At 60.4% G+C, this 19014-nt stretch carries 15 protein-coding genes and 1 other RNA gene; 5 read left to right on the top strand and 11 right to left on the bottom strand.

Annotated elements, in window-relative coordinates:
* Positions 1–100: 100 nt before the first annotated feature.
* On the top strand, positions 101–505 hold the full coding sequence (locus B2J69_RS05955; RefSeq protein ID WP_081137334.1) for a hypothetical protein: 405 nt from the start codon (positions 101–103) through the stop codon (positions 503–505).
* A 33-nt stretch (positions 506–538) separates the two neighbouring features.
* On the opposite strand, the gene ydiJ is transcribed toward B2J69_RS05955, so the two are convergent.
* Positions 539–3592, bottom strand: coding sequence for a D-2-hydroxyglutarate dehydrogenase YdiJ (ydiJ, locus tag B2J69_RS05950; RefSeq protein WP_081137332.1), 3054 nt, complete (start codon positions 3590–3592; stop codon positions 539–541).
* A gap of 206 nt (positions 3593–3798) precedes the next feature.
* Here ydiJ and ydiK point away from each other — a divergent pair, with 206 nt between their 5' ends.
* A complete protein-coding gene (gene ydiK, locus B2J69_RS05945; RefSeq protein WP_081137330.1) occupies positions 3799–4920 on the top strand; it encodes an AI-2E family transporter YdiK in 1122 nt (373 codons plus the stop codon).
* Positions 4921–5164: 244 nt separating this feature from the next.
* Positions 5165–5272: antisense sRNA RprA (rprA, locus tag B2J69_RS05940), an RNA gene on the top strand.
* A gap of 70 nt (positions 5273–5342) precedes the next feature.
* Here the strand turns inward: rprA and ppsA are convergent.
* On the bottom strand, positions 5343–7718 hold the full coding sequence (gene ppsA / locus B2J69_RS05935) for a phosphoenolpyruvate synthase (protein WP_081137328.1): 2376 nt from the start codon (positions 7716–7718) through the stop codon (positions 5343–5345).
* Between the two features lie 458 nt (positions 7719–8176).
* On the opposite strand from ppsA, the gene ppsR reads away from it, so the two are divergent.
* On the top strand, positions 8177–9004 hold the full coding sequence (ppsR, locus tag B2J69_RS05930; protein ID WP_081137326.1) for a posphoenolpyruvate synthetase regulatory kinase/phosphorylase PpsR: 828 nt from the start codon (positions 8177–8179) through the stop codon (positions 9002–9004).
* 151 nt (positions 9005–9155) lie between these two features.
* Complete coding sequence (locus tag B2J69_RS05925; protein ID WP_081137324.1) at positions 9156–10202, top strand: 3-deoxy-7-phosphoheptulonate synthase; 1047 nt, start codon at positions 9156–9158, stop codon at positions 10200–10202.
* Between the two features lie 4 nt (positions 10203–10206).
* On the opposite strand, the gene B2J69_RS05920 is transcribed toward B2J69_RS05925, so the two are convergent.
* The 9 genes from B2J69_RS05920 to pheT all read right to left on the bottom strand — a co-directional run bounded on the left by B2J69_RS05920 (position 10207) and on the right by pheT (position 19010).
* A complete protein-coding gene (locus tag B2J69_RS05920; RefSeq protein WP_081137321.1) occupies positions 10207–11643 on the bottom strand; it encodes a protein adenylyltransferase SelO in 1437 nt (478 codons plus the stop codon).
* A 137-nt stretch (positions 11644–11780) separates the two neighbouring features.
* Positions 11781–12512 (bottom strand): EAL domain-containing protein, encoded by a 732-nt coding sequence (locus B2J69_RS05915; protein WP_081137318.1) that lies wholly within the window; start codon positions 12510–12512, stop codon positions 11781–11783.
* Between the two features lie 303 nt (positions 12513–12815).
* Entirely contained in the window at positions 12816–13277 is a 462-nt protein-coding gene (locus B2J69_RS05910; RefSeq protein WP_081137315.1) for a C40 family peptidase, read from the bottom strand.
* Between the two features lie 72 nt (positions 13278–13349).
* The gene (gene btuD / locus B2J69_RS05905) at positions 13350–14087 is read right to left on the bottom strand and encodes a vitamin B12 ABC transporter ATP-binding protein BtuD (RefSeq protein WP_081137313.1); all 738 of its coding nucleotides are present in this window, start codon (positions 14085–14087) and stop codon (positions 13350–13352) included.
* A 3-nt stretch (positions 14088–14090) separates the two neighbouring features.
* Positions 14091–14636, bottom strand: coding sequence for a glutathione peroxidase (locus tag B2J69_RS05900; RefSeq protein ID WP_081137311.1), 546 nt, complete (start codon positions 14634–14636; stop codon positions 14091–14093).
* A gap of 39 nt (positions 14637–14675) precedes the next feature.
* Positions 14676–15659 (bottom strand): vitamin B12 ABC transporter permease BtuC, encoded by a 984-nt coding sequence (gene btuC, locus B2J69_RS05895; RefSeq protein ID WP_081137309.1) that lies wholly within the window; start codon positions 15657–15659, stop codon positions 14676–14678.
* Between the two features lie 99 nt (positions 15660–15758).
* Positions 15759–16109: a DUF2502 domain-containing protein gene (locus B2J69_RS05890; protein ID WP_081137307.1), complete on the bottom strand. Its 351-nt coding sequence runs from the start codon at positions 16107–16109 to the stop codon at positions 15759–15761.
* Between the two features lie 206 nt (positions 16110–16315).
* Complete coding sequence (gene ihfA, locus B2J69_RS05885; RefSeq protein ID WP_033747517.1) at positions 16316–16618, bottom strand: integration host factor subunit alpha; 303 nt, start codon at positions 16616–16618, stop codon at positions 16316–16318.
* A gap of 4 nt (positions 16619–16622) precedes the next feature.
* Positions 16623–19010 carry a phenylalanine--tRNA ligase subunit beta gene (pheT, locus tag B2J69_RS05880; protein WP_081137305.1) on the bottom strand — a complete coding sequence of 796 codons (2388 nt, stop codon included), beginning with the start codon at positions 19008–19010 and terminating at the stop codon, positions 16623–16625.
* Between the last annotated feature and the right edge of the window lie 4 nt (positions 19011–19014).

The following is a 19014-nucleotide window of genomic DNA, read 5'->3' as shown; positions in this document are numbered from 1 at the left end:
AACAGGCTAAGTAAATCATTAAATTTTTCGCCCTGCGCAATTGCAATCCTCATCCAGTTGAATATGATAATTATTATCATTAACCATTTGAGGTGGCGCCATGACGCTTTCCGTCTCCGCCTGGTTACAGCACAAAATCGACGACTATAAATTCTCGGTGCGCGATCTTACCGTTGATTTCTATATGGCGCAGGCAAAGCTCAACCGGGCCGACTGCACCATTCATCAGCTGCGTCAGTTTAACGACACCTGTCTGGATATGGCGGAAATCTGCCAGATCAACGGAGACGATCAAAGCTACCTGCACGCCATGGGCAAACTGCATCATCGTCTGGTGCAGGAGATGGGCAATAGCGAACGCGATCGGCTGTTCCGCATTCAGGCCTATCAGCTGGCGCGCCTCTCGCTCACCCGCCTGTGCCATCAGCTGGCGCTGGTCGGGGAGTGGGACAAAGCCACCGCGCTGCAGAGCGACTTCGTGCGTCACGCGGGCTGGATATTCTAATCCAGCCGCGTCGTGACGTCGCGCACAATTTCGTTACATTAATGCCAGCAGCGCCTGCAGCGGATGACGCATGCCATTGCCCTCCAGCCTTTTCACCTGGCTACGGCAGGAGAAGCCCGTCGCGAGGCAGCGCTGACGCGGCAGCTTCTGCAGCTGTGGATGCCATGACAGCCCATAAATACCCAGCGAATTGTCGAGATTCTTGCTTTCATGGCCGTAGGTGCCCGCCATGCCGCAGCAGCCGACGTTGATGTTTTCCAGCTTCGCGCCGAAGCGGGCGAAGATCTCCTGCCACTGATTCGGGGTGTTCGGCAGCGCCGTCACCTCGGTGCAGTGCGCGAAAAGATACCAGCTCTCCCCGCTCACCGGCTGCGCGGCGCGCGCGCTCAGCACGTCGCGCAGCCACTCATGCACCAGCTGCACATGAAAATCGCCGCGCTTATCGCCAAGCGTCTGCTTATATTCGTCGCGATAGCAGAGCACCGTCGCCGGATCGACGCCGACCATCGGCATGCCGAGTTTCGCCACGCGATTAAGGAAGTCCGCGGTTTTGCCGGCGGTGCGCGCAAAGCGCTGCAGAAAGCCTTTCACGTGCTGCGCCTTGCCGTTGGGCATAAAGGGCAGCAGCACCGGCCGCAGGCCGAGCTTTTCAATCAGGCGGATAAAATCGGCGATCAGCTGCGCCTCGTAGAAGCTGGTGAAAGGATCCTGCACCACCAGCACCGTGTCGGCGCGCGCCTCGATGCTTAGCGCCTCCAGTTGCTCCAGCGTCATGTTCATCGCCGGATGGCCGCTCAGCGTCCTTCTCAGCGACGGCGACGACAGCAGCGGCAGATCGACCATGCCGATATGGTTCTTGCTCAGCTCGCGCATCCACGGCTGCTTCAGGAAGAAGTTAAAGGTCTTTGGCGCCTTTGCCATCAGCGGCGCGTAGCTCTCCACCGCCGCCACCAGATGGTCGCTTACTGGACGCAGGTAGCGCGTGTGGTAGAGCTGTAAAAAGCGCGCGCGAAAGTCCGGCACGTCGATTTTGATCGGGCACTGCGTTGAGCAGGCCTTACAGGCGAGACAGCCGGACATCGCCTCATGCACCTCATGAGAGAAGTCATACTCCCCTTTGCTGGCGTGCCAGCTGTTGCGCACCCGGCCAATCAGCGCCCGCAGCGACAGGCTGTTTTCCGGCAGCTGCTTCTCCAGCTGCTGCGGATCGACGCCCTGCTCCGCCAGCAGGCGCAGCCATTCGCGCGTCAGGGTGGCGCGCCCTTTCGGCGAATGAATGCGGTTGCGGGTGATCTTCATCGACGGGCACATCGGGCTGCGCGCATCAAAGTTAAAGCAGAGGCCGTTGCCGTTGCACTCCATCGCCCCGCGCCAGTCGCTGCGCACCGTCAGCGGGATCTGGCGGTCATAGCTGCCGCGCTTCACCGCGTCTATCTGCATCATCGGCTCGTTGCTGCCGAGCGGCGTGCAGATCTTGCCGGGGTTCATGCGGTTGTCGGGATCGAACGCCGCCTTGATGCGGCGCAGCTCATTGAACAGGGTTTCGCCGAAAAAGGCCGGGCTGTACTGCGCGCGGAAGCCTTTGCCGTGCTCGCCCCACAGCAGCCCGCCGTAGCGGGCGGTCAGCGCCACTACCTCATCCGACAGGGTTTTCATCAGCATCTCCTGCTGCGGATCGCACATATCCAGCGCCGGGCGCACGTGCAGCACCCCCGCGTCGACGTGACCGAACATGCCATAGCTCAGGCCGTGGCTGTCGAGCAGCGCGCGAAAATCGACGATATAGTCGGCAAGGTGCTCCGGCGGCACGGCGGTGTCCTCGACGAAAGGGATCGGCTTGGCGCGGCCCTTAGCGTTGCCCAGCAGGCCCACCGCTTTTTTGCGCATGTTATAGATACGCTCGATGCCGTCGAGGTCGTCGCAGAGCTGGTAGCCGATCACGCCGCCCTGACGCTGCGCCATCAGCGCCTCAAGCCGCGCGCAGAGCGAGGAGACCTGCTGTTCGATTAGCGCGCCGTCGTCGCCGGCAAACTCGACGATGTTCAGGCCAAGCATCTCTTTATCCGGCACGTCGGCGATCAGCTCGCGCACCGAATGCCAGACGATATCTTCCCGCGCCAGGTTAAGCACCTTCGAGTCGACCGTTTCAACCGACAGCGCCTGCGCCTCCACCATAAAGGGCGCGTTGCGCAGCGCAGAGTCGAACGAGTCATATTTGATGTTCACCAGGCGACGTACTTTCGGGATCGGGGTGATATCGAGCCGCGCCTCGGTGATAAAGGCCAGCGTACCTTCCGCGCCGCACAGAATGCGCGTCAGATCGAAGGTCTGCATATCGTCGCTAAAGACGTGGCGCAGGTCGTAGCCGGTCAGGAAGCGGTTGAGCCTGGGGAATTTCTCCAGGATCAGCGCGCGCTGCTCGCGGCAGCGCGTCAATACCTGCTGATAAATACGCCCCTCCGGCGTCGCGCTCTGCGCCAGCGTCTCTGCCAGCGCGGCGGCCATCGGCCGGGTATCGAGAATATCGCCGCCCAGCAGCACCGCGCGCAGCCCCAGCACGTGATCGGAGGTTTTACCGTAAACCAGCGATCCCTGGCCAGAGGCGTCGGTATTGATCATGCCGCCCAGCGTGGCGCGGTTGCTGGTAGAGAGTTCCGGCGAGAAGAACAAGCCGTAGGGCTTCAGCCAGGCGTTGAGCTGATCTTTGACCACGCCCGCTTCGACGCGCACCCAGCCCTGCTCCGGATTAATCTCCAGAATGCGGTTCATGTAGCGCGACATATCCACCACAATGCCCTGATTCAGCGACTGGCCGTTGGTGCCGGTGCCGCCGCCGCGCGGCGTGAAAACCAGTTCATTAAAGCGCGCCTCACCCGCCACGCGCGCGATCAGCGCCACGTCGGCGGTGGAGCGCGGAAAGAGCACCGCGTCCGGCAGCAGCTGATAGATGCTGTTATCGGTGGACATCAGCAGGCGGTCGGCATAGCTGGTGGCGGTATCGCCGGTGAAACCCTGCGCCTTGAGCGCCTCGAGGAATGTCAGCACCCGTTGAACGAGGCCGGGCGCCTGAGAAATCTGTGGGATCATTATTGAGAGACCAGGATGTTGTAAACGTTTGCGTTGCTTGTTTTGTCTGAACGTTCCGTTTTAACACATTTTTTTCACGCTCGCTGTTTTTTCAGGAAAGGGAAAAAGCGCCTCTTTCGCCTCTGTTTAAAGCGGACAAAATAGCTCATCATTAAACCGGGCCTGATTGCCCCTTAATGAAGGATTATTAGAGGTCGTTCTCTGTTATGAAAAACCTGCACCGCTCCACGGATATGCCGCAGATGCTCTTTACGCTGATGTTTATCCTGCTGATGATCGTCGCCTGTATCTGGATTGTTCAACCTTTTATTCTGGGCTTCGCCTGGGCGAGCATGGTGGTGATCGCGACCTGGCCGCTGATGCTGCGCGTGCAGCGGCTGCTGTGGAACCGTCGCTCGCTGGCGGTGGTGGTAATGACCCTGCTGCTGCTGCTGCTGTTTATTATTCCTATTGCGCTGCTGGTCAACAGCCTGATCGACAACAGCGCCCCCGTTATCGCCTGGGCGACTCAGGGCCATATGGAGATGCCCTCGCTGCTGTGGCTGAATGATATTCCGGCCATCGGCGACAAGCTCTTCTCCAGCTACCATAAGCTGATCGCGGGCGGCGGCTCCGCCATTATGGCGAAGCTGCAGCCCTACGTCGGCCGCACCACCGGGTTTTTCGTCGCTCAGGCGGGCCACTTCGGCCGGCTGATGATCCACCTCGGCGTCATGCTGCTGTTTAGCGCCCTGCTGTTCTGGCGCGGTGAACAGGCGGCGCAGGGCATCCGCCACTTCGCCTTTCGCATGGCGGGGCGCCGCGGCGACGCGACGGTGCTGCTGGCCGGTCAGGCGATCCGCGCCGTGGCGCTCGGCGTGGTGGTGACCGCGCTGGTGCAGGGCGTGCTGGGCGGCATTGGGCTGGCGCTCTCCGGCATCCCCTACGCCACGCTGCTCACCGTGCTGATGATCCTCTGCTGCCTGGTGCAGATTGGGCCGCTGATCGTGCTGGTGCCCGCCATTATCTGGCTTTACTGGAGCGGCGACACCACCTGGGGCACGGTGCTGTTGATCTGGAGCTGCGTGGTCGGCACGCTGGATAACGTGCTGCGCCCGATGCTGATCCGCATGGGCGCGGATCTGCCGATGATCCTTATCCTCTCCGGCGTCATCGGTGGGCTGGTAGCGTTCGGCCTGATTGGTCTGTTTATCGGGCCGGTGGTGCTGGCGGTCTCCTATCGTCTGGTCTCCGTCTGGATGCATGAAACCCCGCCGCCGCCTGAGGGCGATCTTGCCAGCGTGGTGGAGATTTTGTCCGATCACGATGAAGAGCATCTCCCTTCCTGAACCAGCGTCGGGGCGGTTAACCGCCCCGATGCATTTGCGTCACGGTAATATTTTTTTCCATTAGCGCTTTTTAAGAAAAAACGCAGTTTTCGGCCATGAGGCCGCATATCAGCGGCGAATAGTTTATTTTTCGCACTGTTTTACCCGACTTTTCGCGTAAAAGAGGTGACAAAAGTTTACTGGCTTTAAACTAATAAGAGGATTCTTAAAGACTCAGGGCGGCGCGGTGAATAACATGATGCCTATGTTTGAAATCAACCTACTGATTTTTAAACAACCTTTTTCCCCTGAGTAAAGTAAAGAATTGCTGTGTGTAGTCTTTGCCCATCCCCTGTGATGGGCTTTTTTTTTGGCCGAATTAATGTAAAAAGGCCAGCAGCGCTGGCCTTTTATTAGTGGCATGACTCAATGCGGCTGGCGCGCTAGCTGATTTCCGCCAGCGACAGCCAGGTTTCCACCACGGTATCGGGGTTCAGCGACAGGCTGTCGATGCCCTGCTCCATCAGCCAGGCAGCGAAATCCTGATGGTCGGACGGCCCCTGGCCGCAAATGCCGACATATTTGCCCTGTTTCTTCGCCGCCTGAATCGCCATCGACAGCAGCGCCTTCACCGCCTCGTTGCGTTCGTCGAACAGCGCCGACACCACGCCGGAGTCGCGATCCAGCCCCAGCGCCAGCTGCGTCATATCGTTCGAGCCGATAGAGAAGCCGTCGAAGTGCTCAAGGAACTGCTCGGCCAGCAGGGCGTTCGAAGGAATTTCGCACATCATGATGATCTTCAGCCCATTCTCGCCGCGCTTCAGCCCCTGACGCGCCAGCTCCTCGACCACGGCTTGCGCCTGGTCCACGGTGCGCACAAAGGGAACCATGATTTCAACGTTGGTCAGCCCCATCTCGTTACGCACGCGCTTCACCGCGGCGCACTCCAGCGCGAAACAGTCGCGGAAGCTGTCTGCCACATAGCGGCCCGCGCCGCGGAAGCCGAGCATCGGGTTCTCTTCTTCCGGCTCATAGCGCTCGCCACCGACTAAATTGGCGTACTCGTTCGATTTGAAGTCCGACAGGCGCACAATTACCCGCTTCGGCGCAAAGGCGGCGCCCAGCGTGGCGATCCCTTCAGTCAGGCGCGCGATATAGAACTCAACCGGATCGTCGAAGCCTTTCATCATGGCGCGGATCTGCTGCTGCAGCTCTGGCGTCTGTTGATCAAACTCCAGCAGCGCTTTCGGGTGCACGCCGATCATGCGGTTGATAATGAACTCCAGACGCGCCAGGCCAACGCCCTCGTTCGGCAGGCAGGCGAAGTCGAACGCGCGGTCCGGGTTGCCGACGTTCATCATAATCTTCAGCGGCAGCGCCGGCATTTCATCTACCTGCGAGCTGGTCACTTCAAAGTCGAGCAGATCGTTATAGACATAGCCGGTATCGCCTTCGGCGCAGGAGACGGTGACTTTATTGCCGTCTTTCAGGCGGTCGGTGGCGTCGCCGCAGCCGACCACCGCTGGAATGCCCAGCTCTCGCGCGATAATCGCCGCGTGGCAGGTGCGTCCGCCGCGGTTGGTGACGATCGCCGACGCTTTCTTCATGATCGGCTCCCAGTCCGGGTCGGTCATGTCGGTCACCAGCACGTCGCCTTTCTCAATGCGGTTCATCTCGCTGATGTCGTGGATCACCTTCACTTCGCCGGCGCCGATGCGGTGGCCGATGGCGCGGCCTTCCACTACCACGCTGCCTTTGCCCTGCAGGTTGTAGCGCTCCATCACCTGGCCGTTGGAGCGCACGGTTTCCGGACGCGCCTGAACGATAAACAGCTTGCCGGTATGGCCATCTTTGGCCCATTCGATATCCATCGGGCGCTGGTAGTGCTGCTCGATCAGCACCGCCTGGCGCGCCAGCGCCTCTACTTCTTCATCGCTCAGGGAGAAGCGGTCGCGCTCGACGTCCGGCACGTCTTCAATACGCACCTGTTCGCCGTGCGACTGGGAGTCGGCGTAAACCATGCGCACCTTTTTCGAGCCCATATTGCGGCGCACGATAGCGGGACGATCGGCGGCCAGCGTTGGCTTGTGCACGTAAAACTCGTCCGGGTTGACCGCGCCCTGCACCACCATTTCGCCGAGGCCGAAGGCGGAGGTGATAAACACCACCTGATCGAAGCCCGATTCGGTATCAATAGTAAACATCACGCCTGACGAGGCGAGATCGGAACGCACCATACGCTGAATGCCCGCCGACAGCGCCACGCCACGATGGTCGTAACCCTGGTGCACGCGATAGGAGATAGCGCGATCGTTAAACAGCGAGGCGTAAACGTGCTTCACGGCGATCATCACCGCGTCAAAGCCCTGCACGTTCAGGAACGTCTCCTGCTGACCGGCGAAAGAGGCGTCCGGCATATCTTCCGCCGTGGCGGAGGAGCGCACGGCGAACGACGCCTCCGCATCATCAGAGGAGAGCTGCGCGTAAGCCTCGCGAATAGCCGTTTCCAGCTCGGGCTGGAACGGAGTATCCACCACCCACTGACGGATCTGCTTACCGGCTTTCGCCAGCTGATCCACATCGTCAATGTCGGTTTTGTCCAGTAAATCGTAAATGCGCTGGTTCAGGCCGCTCTGATCGAGGAACTGATTAAAGGCGTAAGATGTGGTCGCATATCCGTTGGGCACAGAGACGCCCAGCGACGACAAATTCGTAATCATTTCACCGAGAGAGGCATTTTTTCCCCCCACGCGATCGACATCATGCATGCCAAGCTGGTTATACCAGAGCACTAACGGCTGTTCGCCTGTAATGGACATCGAGATTATCCTTTTAAGAATGAATGGGCACATGGAACATTTTGCTATTCGCAAAATCAGCCTGGCACAACGCGCAATTAAAGACTAAGTGTTGAATCGTTAAAGCGGAGAAGAACAGACAAATTAGGAATTATTCCGATAAATTTTGCCTGTTGCGCAAAGCGGCTATTTTACGCTAACTGCATGATGTTATTGGTTTAGTCTATATTTCATCAGCTTAACGCGCTTTTTTTGTTGCGCAACGCCACGCGGGCTTATTTCCCGTTCCCGACAAACCCGGCCGGAAAAAAGAGGAAATAAAACACCATTTCACTATTTAACGCCGCTCTTATACGCGAGGTTAATCACGAAAAAACAAAAAATTCATAAAAGTCACCTATGGATTTTTTATTTTGTTTAAGCCAATCGGCTAAAACTGCTAACGTAATCGATCTCCTCTTCCGCAACAGGATAACGCCATGAGCAGCGAAAGAAGCGTTTTTTATATTTCAGACGGCACCGCCATCACGGCCGAAGTGCTGGGCCACGCCGTGCTGTCGCAGTTTCCGGTGGGATTTAACAGCCTGACGCTGCCCTTTGTCGAGAACGTGCAGCGCGCTCAGGCGGTGAAAGCGCAAATTAACGCGCTCTACCAGAAAAGCGGCGTGCGGCCGCTGGTGTTTTTCTCCATCGTAACGCCGGAAGTGCGCGACATCATTATGCAGAGCGAAGGGTTTTGTCAGGATATCGTCCAGGCGCTGGTGGCGCCGCTGCAGGAGGAGCTGGGCATGGCGCCGGCACCGGTCGCGCACCGCACCCACGGGCTGGACGCCAGTAATCTGGGCAAGTATGACGCGCGCATCGCCGCCATCGACTACACCCTGGCGCACGACGACGGCATCTCGCTGCGCGGGCTGGAGGATGCGCAGGTGATCCTGCTGGGGGTATCGCGCTGCGGCAAAACCCCCACCAGCCTCTACCTGGCGATGCAGTTCGGCATTCGCGCCGCCAACTACCCCTTTATCGCCGACGATATGGACAACCTGAAGCTGCCCGCCGCGCTGCGTCCGTTTCAGAACAAGCTGTTCGGGCTGACCATCGATCCGGAACGGCTCGCCGCCATTCGTCAGGAGCGGGCGGAAAATACCCGCTACGCCTCGATGCGCCAGTGTCGGCTTGAGGTCGGCGAGGTTGAAGCGCTGTTTCGCACCCATCAGATCCGCTATCTCAACAGCACCAACTATTCGGTGGAGGAGATCGCCACCAAGATACTCGACATTATGGGCCTGACGCGCCGCATGTACTGAGCCGCCGACGGCAGCGCGTTGTAAACCGCCGCTGCCGTCCGCTAAAAATCCATTTCAGTTTATAGGGTTGCATTCGCAGGCTAATAATTTATTGTGATCACCATCACTTCCCGGTATGTCACCGCTGCGAAGAAAAGCTTTCGAGATCCTCATGAACAAAACTGATGAACTGCGTACGGCACGCATCGGCAGCCTGATCACGCCTGCCGCGTTAGCCGCTGAACATCCCCTTTCCGCCGACGTGGCGGAGAACGTTACCCGGGCGCGTCAGCGCATCGCCCGCATTTTGACCGGCGAAGACGCGCGTCTGCTGGTCATTATCGGTCCCTGCTCGCTGCACGACCCGCGCGCGGCGCTGGACTACGCGCAGCGGCTCAACGCGCTGCGCGAACGCTACGCCGACCGCCTGGAAATCGTGATGCGCACCTATTTTGAGAAGCCGCGCACCGTCGTGGGCTGGAAAGGCCTGATCTCCGATCCCGATCTGGACGGCAGCTTTAACGTCAACCGCGGCATCGGCCTGGCGCGCCAGATCCTGCTCGACATCAACCGCCTTGGGCTGCCCACCGCGACGGAATTCCTCGATATGGTCACCGGCCAGTTTATCGCCGACCTGATCAGCTGGGGCGCCATTGGCGCGCGCACCACCGAGAGCCAGATCCACCGCGAGATGGCCTCTGCGCTCTCCTGTCCGGTGGGCTTTAAAAACGGCACCGACGGCAACGTGCGCATTGCGGTGGATGCGATCCGCGCCGCGCGCGCCAGCCATATGTTTCTCTCGCCGGACAAAACCGGTCAGATGACCATCTATCAGACCAGCGGCAACCCGCACGGTCACGTTATTCTGCGCGGCGGCAAAGCGCCGAACTATCACGCCGACGACGTGGCCGCCGCCGGCGCCAGCCTGCGCGAGTTCAGCCTGCCGGAACAGCTGGTGATCGACTTCAGCCACGGCAACTGCCTGAAGCAGCATCGTCGTCAGAAAGAGGTGGCGGCAGAGGTGGCGCAGCAGATCCGCGCCGGCTCACGCGCGGTGGCGGGGGTGATGATCGAAAGCTTTATCGAAGAGGGTAATCAGAAGGTGGTTGCGGGAGAGTCGCTGGTTTACGGCCAGTCGATTACCGATCCCTGCCTCGGCTGGCAGGACAGCGAAGCGGTGCTGGCGCTGCTGGCCGAGGCGGTAAATAGCCGTTTCTGAGCCGCTAGCTGGAGCAGCTCACCTCCAGCGTTTTTCCCCAGTCCGGCGGCCGCTGACGATACTCAGCGGCCGTTTCGTCGCTAAACGGCTGCTGCAGCGCCTGATGTAGCCTCGCCAGCGCCCCGCTTTCCCCTTGCTCCGCGCCGTCGATCGCCTGCTGCGCCAGATAGTTACGCAGCACCAGCGCCGGATTGACTGCCTTCATCGCCTGCTGCCGCGCCGCGTCACTGATGCCCTCATGCTGCAATCGCGCACGATAGCGCTGATACCAGCCGTCAAACGCGTTGCGATCGATAAATTCGTCGCGCAGCGGCGAACGCGCCTCTGCCTGCTGCGTCTCGCTCAGCAGGCGGAACGTCAGGGTATAGTCGCTGCGCTCCTGCGCCATCAGCGCCAGCAGATCCACCAGCAGTGCGTTATCGCCGCTGTCCGCCTGGGTGAAGCCCAGCTTCGCCCGCATCCGCTCGCCCCACTCCTGCATCAACGCCGGCTCATAGTGGCTCAGCGCCTGTTTGAGCTGATCGACGCTCAGCAGGCCGGAGAGCGCATGCGCCAGCCGGTTCAAATTCCACAAACCGATCATCGGCTGATTTTCGAAGCTATAGCGTCCCTGATAGTCGCTGTGGTTGCAGATAAAGCCGGGCTGATAGTCGTCGATGAAGCCGTAAGGGCCGTAGTCGATGGTGAGTCCCAGCAGCGACATGTTATCGGTATTCATCACGCCGTGCGCGAAGCCAACGCTCTGCCACTGGGCAATCAGACGCGCGGTGCGCTCCACCACGTCGGTAAACCATAAAAGATATTTATCCGCCTCGTCGACCAGCTGCGGCCAGTGATGGCGCAGCGCATAGTCCGCCAGCTGCGTGACCTTTTCCTGCTGCTGGTTATAGAAAAAATGCTCGAAATGGCCGAAGCGCAGATGGCTTTCAGCGATGCGCATCAGGGTGGCACCGCGCTCCGGGGTTTCGCGATAGACCGGCTCGTCGCCGATGGCGATGGCGAGGGCACGCGTCGTGGGAATGCCAAGATGATGCAGCGCCTCCGAGGCGAGAAATTCCCGCACCGTAGAGCGCACCACCGCGCGTCCGTCGCCCATGCGCGAGTAAGGGGTCAGCCCTGCGCCTTTGAGGTGCCAGTCCACCTTGCGGCTGGCAGAGAGACGCTGTTCACCGAGCAAAATGCCGCGGCCGTCGCCCAGCTGGCCGGCCCAGACGCCGAACTGATGTCCGCTGTAAACCTGCGCCAGCGGCTGCATGCCGGGCAGCAGCGCGGCGCCGTGCCAGACGCCGTGACCGTCGCCGGCAAACAGTGCTGCATCAAGGTTCAGGGCCTGCGCCAGCGGCACGTTGTGGTAGAACAGGCGTCCGCCCTGAAGCGCGGTCGGCGACTGAGGGGTATAGCAACCCGGCAGCTCGCGCTGCCAGCTATTATCAAACAGCATAGACTCTCCCGAGCGGCGGCCAGTGGCGTTCAGGGCCGTCGTCGTTGTGAAAACAGGACAGGGATCGTCCCGCGCAGACGCGCTACGGCGGGATAGCGCCAAGTATAGTGGCGGGCAGGCGATTACAACAGGCGGGCTTAGTCAGGCGCGCAGCATTCGCGCGCGATCAGGCGGTTGAGCGCCTCGGCTTTGACCGGCGGAAAAAGCGCGCCCTGCATCACGGCGTCCGGCAGCGTGGCGATTTTATCCAGCAGATTGCGGTCGTCAATGCCGCAAATAATCATCAGCTGCGTATGGCTGCGAAAGTTATCGACGATGCTTTGAATAAAGGGCTGGAAAGAGGCGCGTTTCGCCAGCGCCTGAATAAAGGTTTTATCCAGTTTAATGCAGTCAAACAGATTATCGTAGACCGCGCGGGTCGAGGATTTGCCCGCGCCGAAATGCGATAATGATAAACGGAACTGTTGTTTTAGCGCGGATATTAGCGGGTCATTTACGCCGTTTAAAAGCTGCGGAAACGTTTCGCTGAGATCGAGTAATAAAAATGGTAGCTGCTTAATTTTGCGTATCAGTAATTCGCTTGCCAGCAGCGTTTGCGCCAGATGTTCGTCAATGCGCATAAAAGCCAGAACCTGGTTCTGATCAAAAAAGGCGTAATGCTGTTCCAGTAAGGCAATCTGGCGCTGCAGCAGACGCAGCCTCTGCGTTTCATTGAGCTGCGGCAACAGCAAGTCCTGCGGCAGGGTCACTGGCGCCGTGTCGTGCACAAACTGGCTGACCAGCTCTACGGCCACCAGCTGCCCGCTTATTGTGCAGGCGGGATAAAACCAAATTTCCGACTGATAGTCGGCCGATATATGAACTTTCATTTTTACAGCCAGATAAAGTGGCGACTGGCGCATCGTATATCATCGAAATCGGGCAGGCAATAGCACCAAACGCGGGAAGAGATGGACATCTTTGCCGTTAAATTGCGCTTTGGCCGCTGCCTTAGATCCCTAAGCCAAATAACGATGCCGTGAAATAGCGTTTACCTTGATATTAACGACTCGCCCTATTGATATAATTATTTTTCAGCAGCGTAAAGTGCCATTTTAAATAAGAGTTATCCTGCGGCGCATTTTTTGCGCCTTTATTTTCCCGCCGGCGTCAGGGCCGCGCGCGCATTTGGCTTAAATACGGCGCGCCTGCCAGAACGCTTTGCGCCAGTACTGATTGTCCAGCGAGGAGCGTATGACGCCCTGGCTGGTCGAGGCGTGAATAAAGGCGTTGTCGCTGTCGTAGATGCCGACGTGCAGGCCGTTTTCCCCCGCGCCGGTTTTGAAAAATACCAGATCGCCCGGCTGCAGATCTGCCTTGCTGATGCGCGTGCCGATGTCGCTTTGCGCCCGCGTGCTGCGCGGCAGCTGCAGGTCGAATTTGTCGCGCATGGTGAGATAGACGAAGCCGGAGCAGTCGACGCCGCCGCGGCTCATGCCGCCGTAGCGATAGGGCGTGCCGCGCCACTGGCCCAGCTGCTCGTTGAGCTGCGCCACGACCATAATGCTGTCCGACAGCCGCCCGTTCACCGGCGGCGCGCGATGGCTGCTGCATCCTGCCAGTATTAGCACCAGTAATAACACGCCCATCCGCATTCGCGCACACTCTCCGTTAGTCGCAACGGCCACACTCTAGCGTCAGGCGCGCGGCCTGGCAAGCGGCGCCCGTCAGGGCTGCGCGGTCAGCAGCGGTCGGCCATCCAGCTCCAGCTGGCGGAAAGGAATGGCGTAGAGGTCGCTGAGGCGCGCTGGCGTCATGATCGCCTCTGCCGCGCCCTGCGCGACGACCCTGCCCTGCGCCATCAGCCAGACGCTGTCGGCGTGGCGCAGCGTGTGGTTAAGATCGTGGCTGCTGGCGATTACGGCAATCCCGGCGCGACAGCGTTCGACGATCAGAGAGTGAACCGCCTGCTGCTGCGCGATATCCAGCCCCGTCATCGGTTCGTCCAGCAGCAGCACGCGGGCGTCGGGATTACGCGACGGATCGATCTGGGCCAGCACCGCCGCCAGCCTGACGCGCTGCCATTCGCCGCCCGACAGCTGGGTCAGCGGACGTGCCAGTTTGTCCTGCAGCTGCAGTTGCTCAAGCAGCGCGGCCACCGACGCGTCCGGCGGCGCGTCACCCAGATGCAGACGCAGGTAGTGATAGACCGGCATAAAGCCCGGCGCGACCTGCTGCGGCAGCCAGGCGCGCGCCCGCGCCAGCGCCGGAGCACGCCAGGCGCTCAGCGGACGCGCGCACAGACGGATCTCCCCTTCGCCCGGCAGCAGGCCCGCCATCAGAGCCAGCAGGCTGCTTTTGCCTGCGCCATTCGGCCCGACCAGATGCAGCAGCGTGCCGGTGGCCACCTCGGCGGAGAATGACGCCAGCCGTCCCGGAACGGCGGCGTCCTTAAGGCTCAGCATCCTTTACTGCGCCAGCGCCTGCTCAATGCTCTGCTGGATCAGGGCGTCGTCCGGCGTCATATCGGGCGCAAAGCGTTGCACCACGTTGCCCTGACGATCGATAAGGAACTTCTCGAAGTTCCACAGGATATCGCCTGGCGCTTTCGGCGCGCGGCCTTTGCTTGCCATGCGCTCATAGAAGCCGCTGCCTTCCGGACGCAGCGCCTCCGGCTGCGCCGCGATCAGCTGGGCATAGAGCGGATGGCGCGCCTCACCGTTGACGTCCCCTTTGGCCAGCAGCGGAAACGAGACGCCGTAGGTAGTGCTGCAAAAGGTTTTGATTTCGTCATTGCTGCCGGGCTCCTGCTCGAGGAACTGGTTGCAGGGAAAGCCCAGCACGCTGAAACCCTGCGCCTGATAGCGCTGCTGCAGCGCCTCCAGCTGCTCATACTGCGGCGTCAGGCCGCACTTTGAGGCGACGTTCACCACCAGCAGCACCTTGCCCTGCCACGCTTCCAGCGTGGTTTTTTCACCGTCGATGGTGGTCAGTTCGGTTTGATAAAGGCTCATAGCACTCTCCTGTTGTGGATGCAGATACGCCAGCCGCAGCTAGCGCGTTGATTTAACTAACAGCGCAATAAACAGCGGCGCGCCCAGCGTGGCGGTCACCACGCCAATGGGCAGTTCCGCCGCGGTCAGCGCCAGGCGCGCAAGGATGTCGGCCGCCAGCAGCACGCCGGCACCAGCCAGCGCCGAGGCGGGCAGCAGATAGCGGTGGTCGCTGATGCCGCTCAGCCGCAGCAGGTGCGGGATCACCAGGCCAACAAAGCCGATGGCGCCCGCCATGGCGACGCTAACGCCCACCAGCCAGCCCATCGCCAGCACCAGAATATTGCGCCAGAAAAAAAGCGGCAGGCCGAGCTGCCGCGCCGAGGTTTCGCCCAGCGCCAGCAGGTTCAGCACGCGTGCGGTGGCGATCAGCCCGCCGGTTACGGGCAGCAGCGCCAGCATCATCCAGCCGTAGCGCCAGTCGATGCCGCTAAAGCCGCCCATCATCCAGTACATCAGCTGGCGCAGATCGAGGCTGGTGCTGAAGTAAACCGCCCAGGTCATGATAGCGCTGCAGATAATGCCCAGCGCCACGCCGGTCAGCAGCAGGCGCGTGACCGAGAGCTGACGGTGCGCAAAATAGAGCAGGATCAGGGTAATCAGCAGCGCGCCGGCCATCGCCGCCAGGCTCAGACTCCAGAGCGAGCCGCTGCCGAAGAGCACGCCCAGCACCAGCCCGACGCCCGCGCCGTTAGAAACGCCGAGCAGACCGGGTTCCGCCAGCGGATTGGTAAACAAGGCCTGCATGACCACGCCGCACACCGCCAGTGCCGCGCCGACCAGCACCACCGCCAGCGTGCGCGGCAGGCGCAGCTGCCAGACGAAGAGCTGGCCGCTGTCGCTGAGCCACCGCGACGGCGCAATCCAGCTATCGCCCGCGCACAGGCTGAGAATAATCAGGGCCAGCAAGAGAAGGCTCAACGCCGCTATCGCGCGTTGGCTGCGACGATCCGCCTGATGAGCGAGCTGCTCCAGCAAGGACATAATTGAGGATTCGCTGAGAAAACAGAGATTTGATTGTAGAGAGATTGGCGAAAAAAGAAAGGCTGGCGTAGGCGGCGCCGAGAGGCGCCGCACAGGAGATCAACCGTGGTCAGGACGCGGCGGCACCGGCTCGCGATCGTTATGCGCCTGGGCGTCGTGACGCGGCGCACTGTCGCGCTTCGCTGCGGGCTTGTCGTGGCCCGGGCGCTGCGCCTGCCAGCCGTTACCGTTCCAGTAGCCGTGCGGCCCTTTCAGCCCGACGTTGCGGCCATGGTGCGCTTTCCACCAGGTCGGCGCGCGCCAGTCAAAGCCGTCCCAGTAGTAGCCGCGATGATCGCGGTCGCCAATATGGACGCTGACGCCCGGTGCGTTGTCGTGATGCGGCGCATTGGCGCTCGCCAGCAGCGGCATCCCTAACAGGACGCTTAAAAGCAGTGCAGTTTTTTTCATTTGAGTCACCTCTTGTTATCTGTCGGCGCAGTTATAACAAAAGCGTTGCGCGCGTCACTATCGGCGCGTGCCGATTTTCAGCTCTTTTTCCAGATGCTTACGAAATGCTGACACTGTGGAGAGAACGGGGAGAACGGCGAAAAACGCGTCCGCGCGCGCCAATGAAAAAGGCCGCATAAGCGGCCTTTTTAGAACACTGAAATCGGTCAGTCGTTATCTTTCGGAGAAGCGTTTTCGACGCGGCTTTTCAGCTTCTGACCCGGGCGGAACGTCACCACGCGGCGCGCGGTGATTGGAATATCTTCCCCCGTTTTTGGATTTCTGCCTGGACGCTGATTTTTATCGCGCAGGTCGAAATTACCAAACCCAGACAGTTTTACCTGCTCGCCATTCTCCAGAGCGCGGCGAACCTCTTCAAAAAACAGCTCCACCAGCTCTTTCGCGTCGCGTTTGCTCAGCCCAAGCTTCTCAAACAGGTACTCTGACATTTCAGCTTTTGTAAGCGCCATAGGTTCAATCCCTCAAGGTTGCCTGGAATCGCTCTTTTAATGCCGCAACGCATTTGCCAACGGTCGCGGCAATCTCCTCTTCTTCGAGTGTCCGGCTGGTATCCTGCAAAATCAGGCTGATGGCGAGGCTCTTGAAACCCTCTTCAACACCCTTACCGCGGTACACGTCAAACAAGTTTACGCCAACTACCTGATTTACGCCAACTTTCTTACACTCGGCGATGATATCTGCTGCGGGGACGTTTTCCGCCACCACAACGGCGATATCACGACGGTTCGCCGGGAAGCGTGAAATCTCGCGCGCATCAGGCAGGACGCGGTCTGCGACCTTATTCCAAAGCAGTTCAAAGACTAAGGTGCGACCGTTGAGATCCAGCTTACGTTCCAGCTCAGGATGAACCACCCCGATAAATCCGATTCGCTCGTCCTGCAAATAAATTGCCGCGCTTTGCCCCGGATGCAGCGCCGGATTGGCTTCGGCACGGAAACGGATATCGTCCAGTTTGCCGGTTAAATCGAGCAGCGATTCTAAATCGCCTTTTAAATCATAGAAGTCAACCGCCTGACGCGCCAGATCCCAGTGCTCTTCACTGCGGTTGCCGCTCAGCACGCCCGCCAGCATAAGATCCTGACGGATACCCAAATCCGCCTGGGTATCAGGCACAAAGCGCAGACCGCTCTCAAACAGGCGCACGCGGCTCTGCTGGCGGTTCTGGTTGTAGACCACGGCGCTCAGCAGGCCGGTCCACAGCGACAGGCGCATCGCCGACATCTCGCTGGAGATCGGGCTCGGCAGGATCAGCGCCTCTTCGCCCGGATGCAGCAGCTGCTGAATCTTCGGGTCGACGAAGCTGTAGGTGATCGCTTCCTGATAGCCTTTATCCACCAGCAGGGTTTTGGCGCGCTTCAGCGAGAGATCCGCTTCGCGGTGCTGGGTCATCACCAGTCCTGCCTGCACCGGCACGTCCGGGATATTGTTATAGCCGTAGACGCGCGCGACCTCTTCAATCAGATCCTCTTCAATCGCCATGTCGAAGCGCCAGCTCGGTGCCACCGCTTTCCACTCGCCCTGGCCCGGCGTCACCTCGCAGCCGAGGCGCGTCAGAATGTCGGTCACCTGCTCGTCGGCCACCACATGGCCAATCAGGCGATCCAGCTTCTCGCGGCGCAGCGTGATAGTGGTGCGCGCCGGCAGCGTGGCCGCGTGCGTCTGATCGATAACCGGACCGGCCTGGCCGCCGCAGATATCCAGCAGCAGCTGCGTGGCGCGCTCGATAGCTTTGTGCTGCAGCGCCGGATCGACGCCGCGCTCGTAGCGGTGCGAGGCGTCGGTGTGCAGGCCGTGACGGCGCGCGCGACCGGTGATCGCCAGCGGGTCAAAATAAGCGCACTCGAACAGGATGTTCCGCGTCTCTTCATTGACGCCAGAGTGCTCGCCGCCAAAGATGCCGCCCATCGCCAGCGCCTTATGATGATCGGCGATCACCAGCGTGTCGCTGCTGAGCGTCGCTTCGCTGCCGTCGAGCAGCGTCAGGGCTTCGCCCTCTTTCGCCATGCGCACCACGATGCCGCCGTCGATGCGGTCGAGGTCGAAGGCGTGCATCGGCTGGCCCAGCTCAAGCAGTACGTAGTTGGTGATATCCACCACCGGATCGATAGAGCGGATGCCGCAGCGGCGCAGCTTTTCGCGCATCCAGAGCGGTGTTGCGGCTTTAACGTTGATACCTTTCACCACCCGGCCCAGGTAGCGCGGGCAGGCGTCAGTGGCGTCGACGCGGATCGGGAAGGTGTCGCCGATCGCGGCGGGCACTGGCTCGATGGCCGGTGCGGTAAGCGGCAGGCCGTTCAGCACCGCCACGTCGCGCGCCACGCCGATAATACCGAGGCAGTCGGCGCGGTTCGGTGTGACGCTGATCTCGATGGTGTTGTCATCGAGCTTCAGGTAGTCGCGGATATCCGCGCCAATCGGCGCATCGGCCGGCAGTTCGATAATGCCGCTGTGATCGTCGGAAATGCCCAACTCGGAGAAGGAGCAGAGCATCCCTTCCGACGGCTCGCCGCGCAGCTTCGCCGCTTTGATTTTAAAATCGCCCGGCAGCACGGCGCCAACGGTGGCGACGGCGACCTTGAGACCCTGACGGCAGTTCGGCGCGCCGCAGACGATATCGAGCAGGCGATCGCCGCCGACGTTGATTTTGGTGACGCGCAGCTTATCCGCGTTCGGGTGCTGGCCGCACTCCACCACTTCACCGACCACTACGCCATGAAACGCGCCGGCAACCGGCTCCACGCCGTCCACTTCCAGACCGGCCATGGTGATCTGTTCAGAGAGCGCAGCGCTGTCCAGAGCCGGGTTTACCCATTCGCGTAACCAGAGTTCACTGAATTTCATTGGA

The sequence above is a fragment of the Pantoea latae genome (genome assembly GCF_002077695.1).
Classification (GTDB): domain Bacteria; phylum Pseudomonadota; class Gammaproteobacteria; order Enterobacterales; family Enterobacteriaceae; genus Pantoea; species Pantoea latae.
Note: the sequence above shows the minus strand (reverse complement) of the source record. Positions and strands in the feature narration are given on the sequence as shown.

Excerpts from the sequence above, each read along its gene's own strand:
- B2J69_RS05890 (WP_081137307.1), bottom strand. The coding sequence starts at position 16,109 with ATGAAAAAAACTGCACTGCTTTTAAGCGTCCTGTTAGGGATGCCGCTG.
- B2J69_RS05925 (WP_081137324.1), top strand. The coding sequence starts at position 9,156 with ATGAACAAAACTGATGAACTGCGTACGGCACGCATCGGCAGCCTGATC.
- ihfA (WP_033747517.1), bottom strand. The coding sequence starts at position 16,618 with ATGGCGCTTACAAAAGCTGAAATGTCAGAGTACCTGTTTGAGAAGCTT.
- B2J69_RS05900 (WP_081137311.1), bottom strand. The coding sequence starts at position 14,636 with ATGAGCCTTTATCAAACCGAACTGACCACCATCGACGGTGAAAAAACC.
- ydiK (WP_081137330.1), top strand. The coding sequence starts at position 3,799 with ATGAAAAACCTGCACCGCTCCACGGATATGCCGCAGATGCTCTTTACG.
- ppsR (WP_081137326.1), top strand. The coding sequence starts at position 8,177 with ATGAGCAGCGAAAGAAGCGTTTTTTATATTTCAGACGGCACCGCCATC.
- pheT (WP_081137305.1), bottom strand. The coding sequence starts at position 19,010 with ATGAAATTCAGTGAACTCTGGTTACGCGAATGGGTAAACCCGGCTCTG.
- B2J69_RS05910 (WP_081137315.1), bottom strand. The coding sequence starts at position 13,277 with ATGCGGATGGGCGTGTTATTACTGGTGCTAATACTGGCAGGATGCAGC.
- ppsA (WP_081137328.1), bottom strand. The coding sequence starts at position 7,718 with ATGTCCATTACAGGCGAACAGCCGTTAGTGCTCTGGTATAACCAGCTT.
- btuC (WP_081137309.1), bottom strand. The coding sequence starts at position 15,659 with ATGTCCTTGCTGGAGCAGCTCGCTCATCAGGCGGATCGTCGCAGCCAA.
- btuD (WP_081137313.1), bottom strand. The coding sequence starts at position 14,087 with ATGCTGAGCCTTAAGGACGCCGCCGTTCCGGGACGGCTGGCGTCATTC.
- B2J69_RS05955 (WP_081137334.1), top strand. The coding sequence starts at position 101 with ATGACGCTTTCCGTCTCCGCCTGGTTACAGCACAAAATCGACGACTAT.
- B2J69_RS05920 (WP_081137321.1), bottom strand. The coding sequence starts at position 11,643 with ATGCTGTTTGATAATAGCTGGCAGCGCGAGCTGCCGGGTTGCTATACC.
- ydiJ (WP_081137332.1), bottom strand. The coding sequence starts at position 3,592 with ATGATCCCACAGATTTCTCAGGCGCCCGGCCTCGTTCAACGGGTGCTG.
- B2J69_RS05915 (WP_081137318.1), bottom strand. The coding sequence starts at position 12,512 with ATGAAAGTTCATATATCGGCCGACTATCAGTCGGAAATTTGGTTTTAT.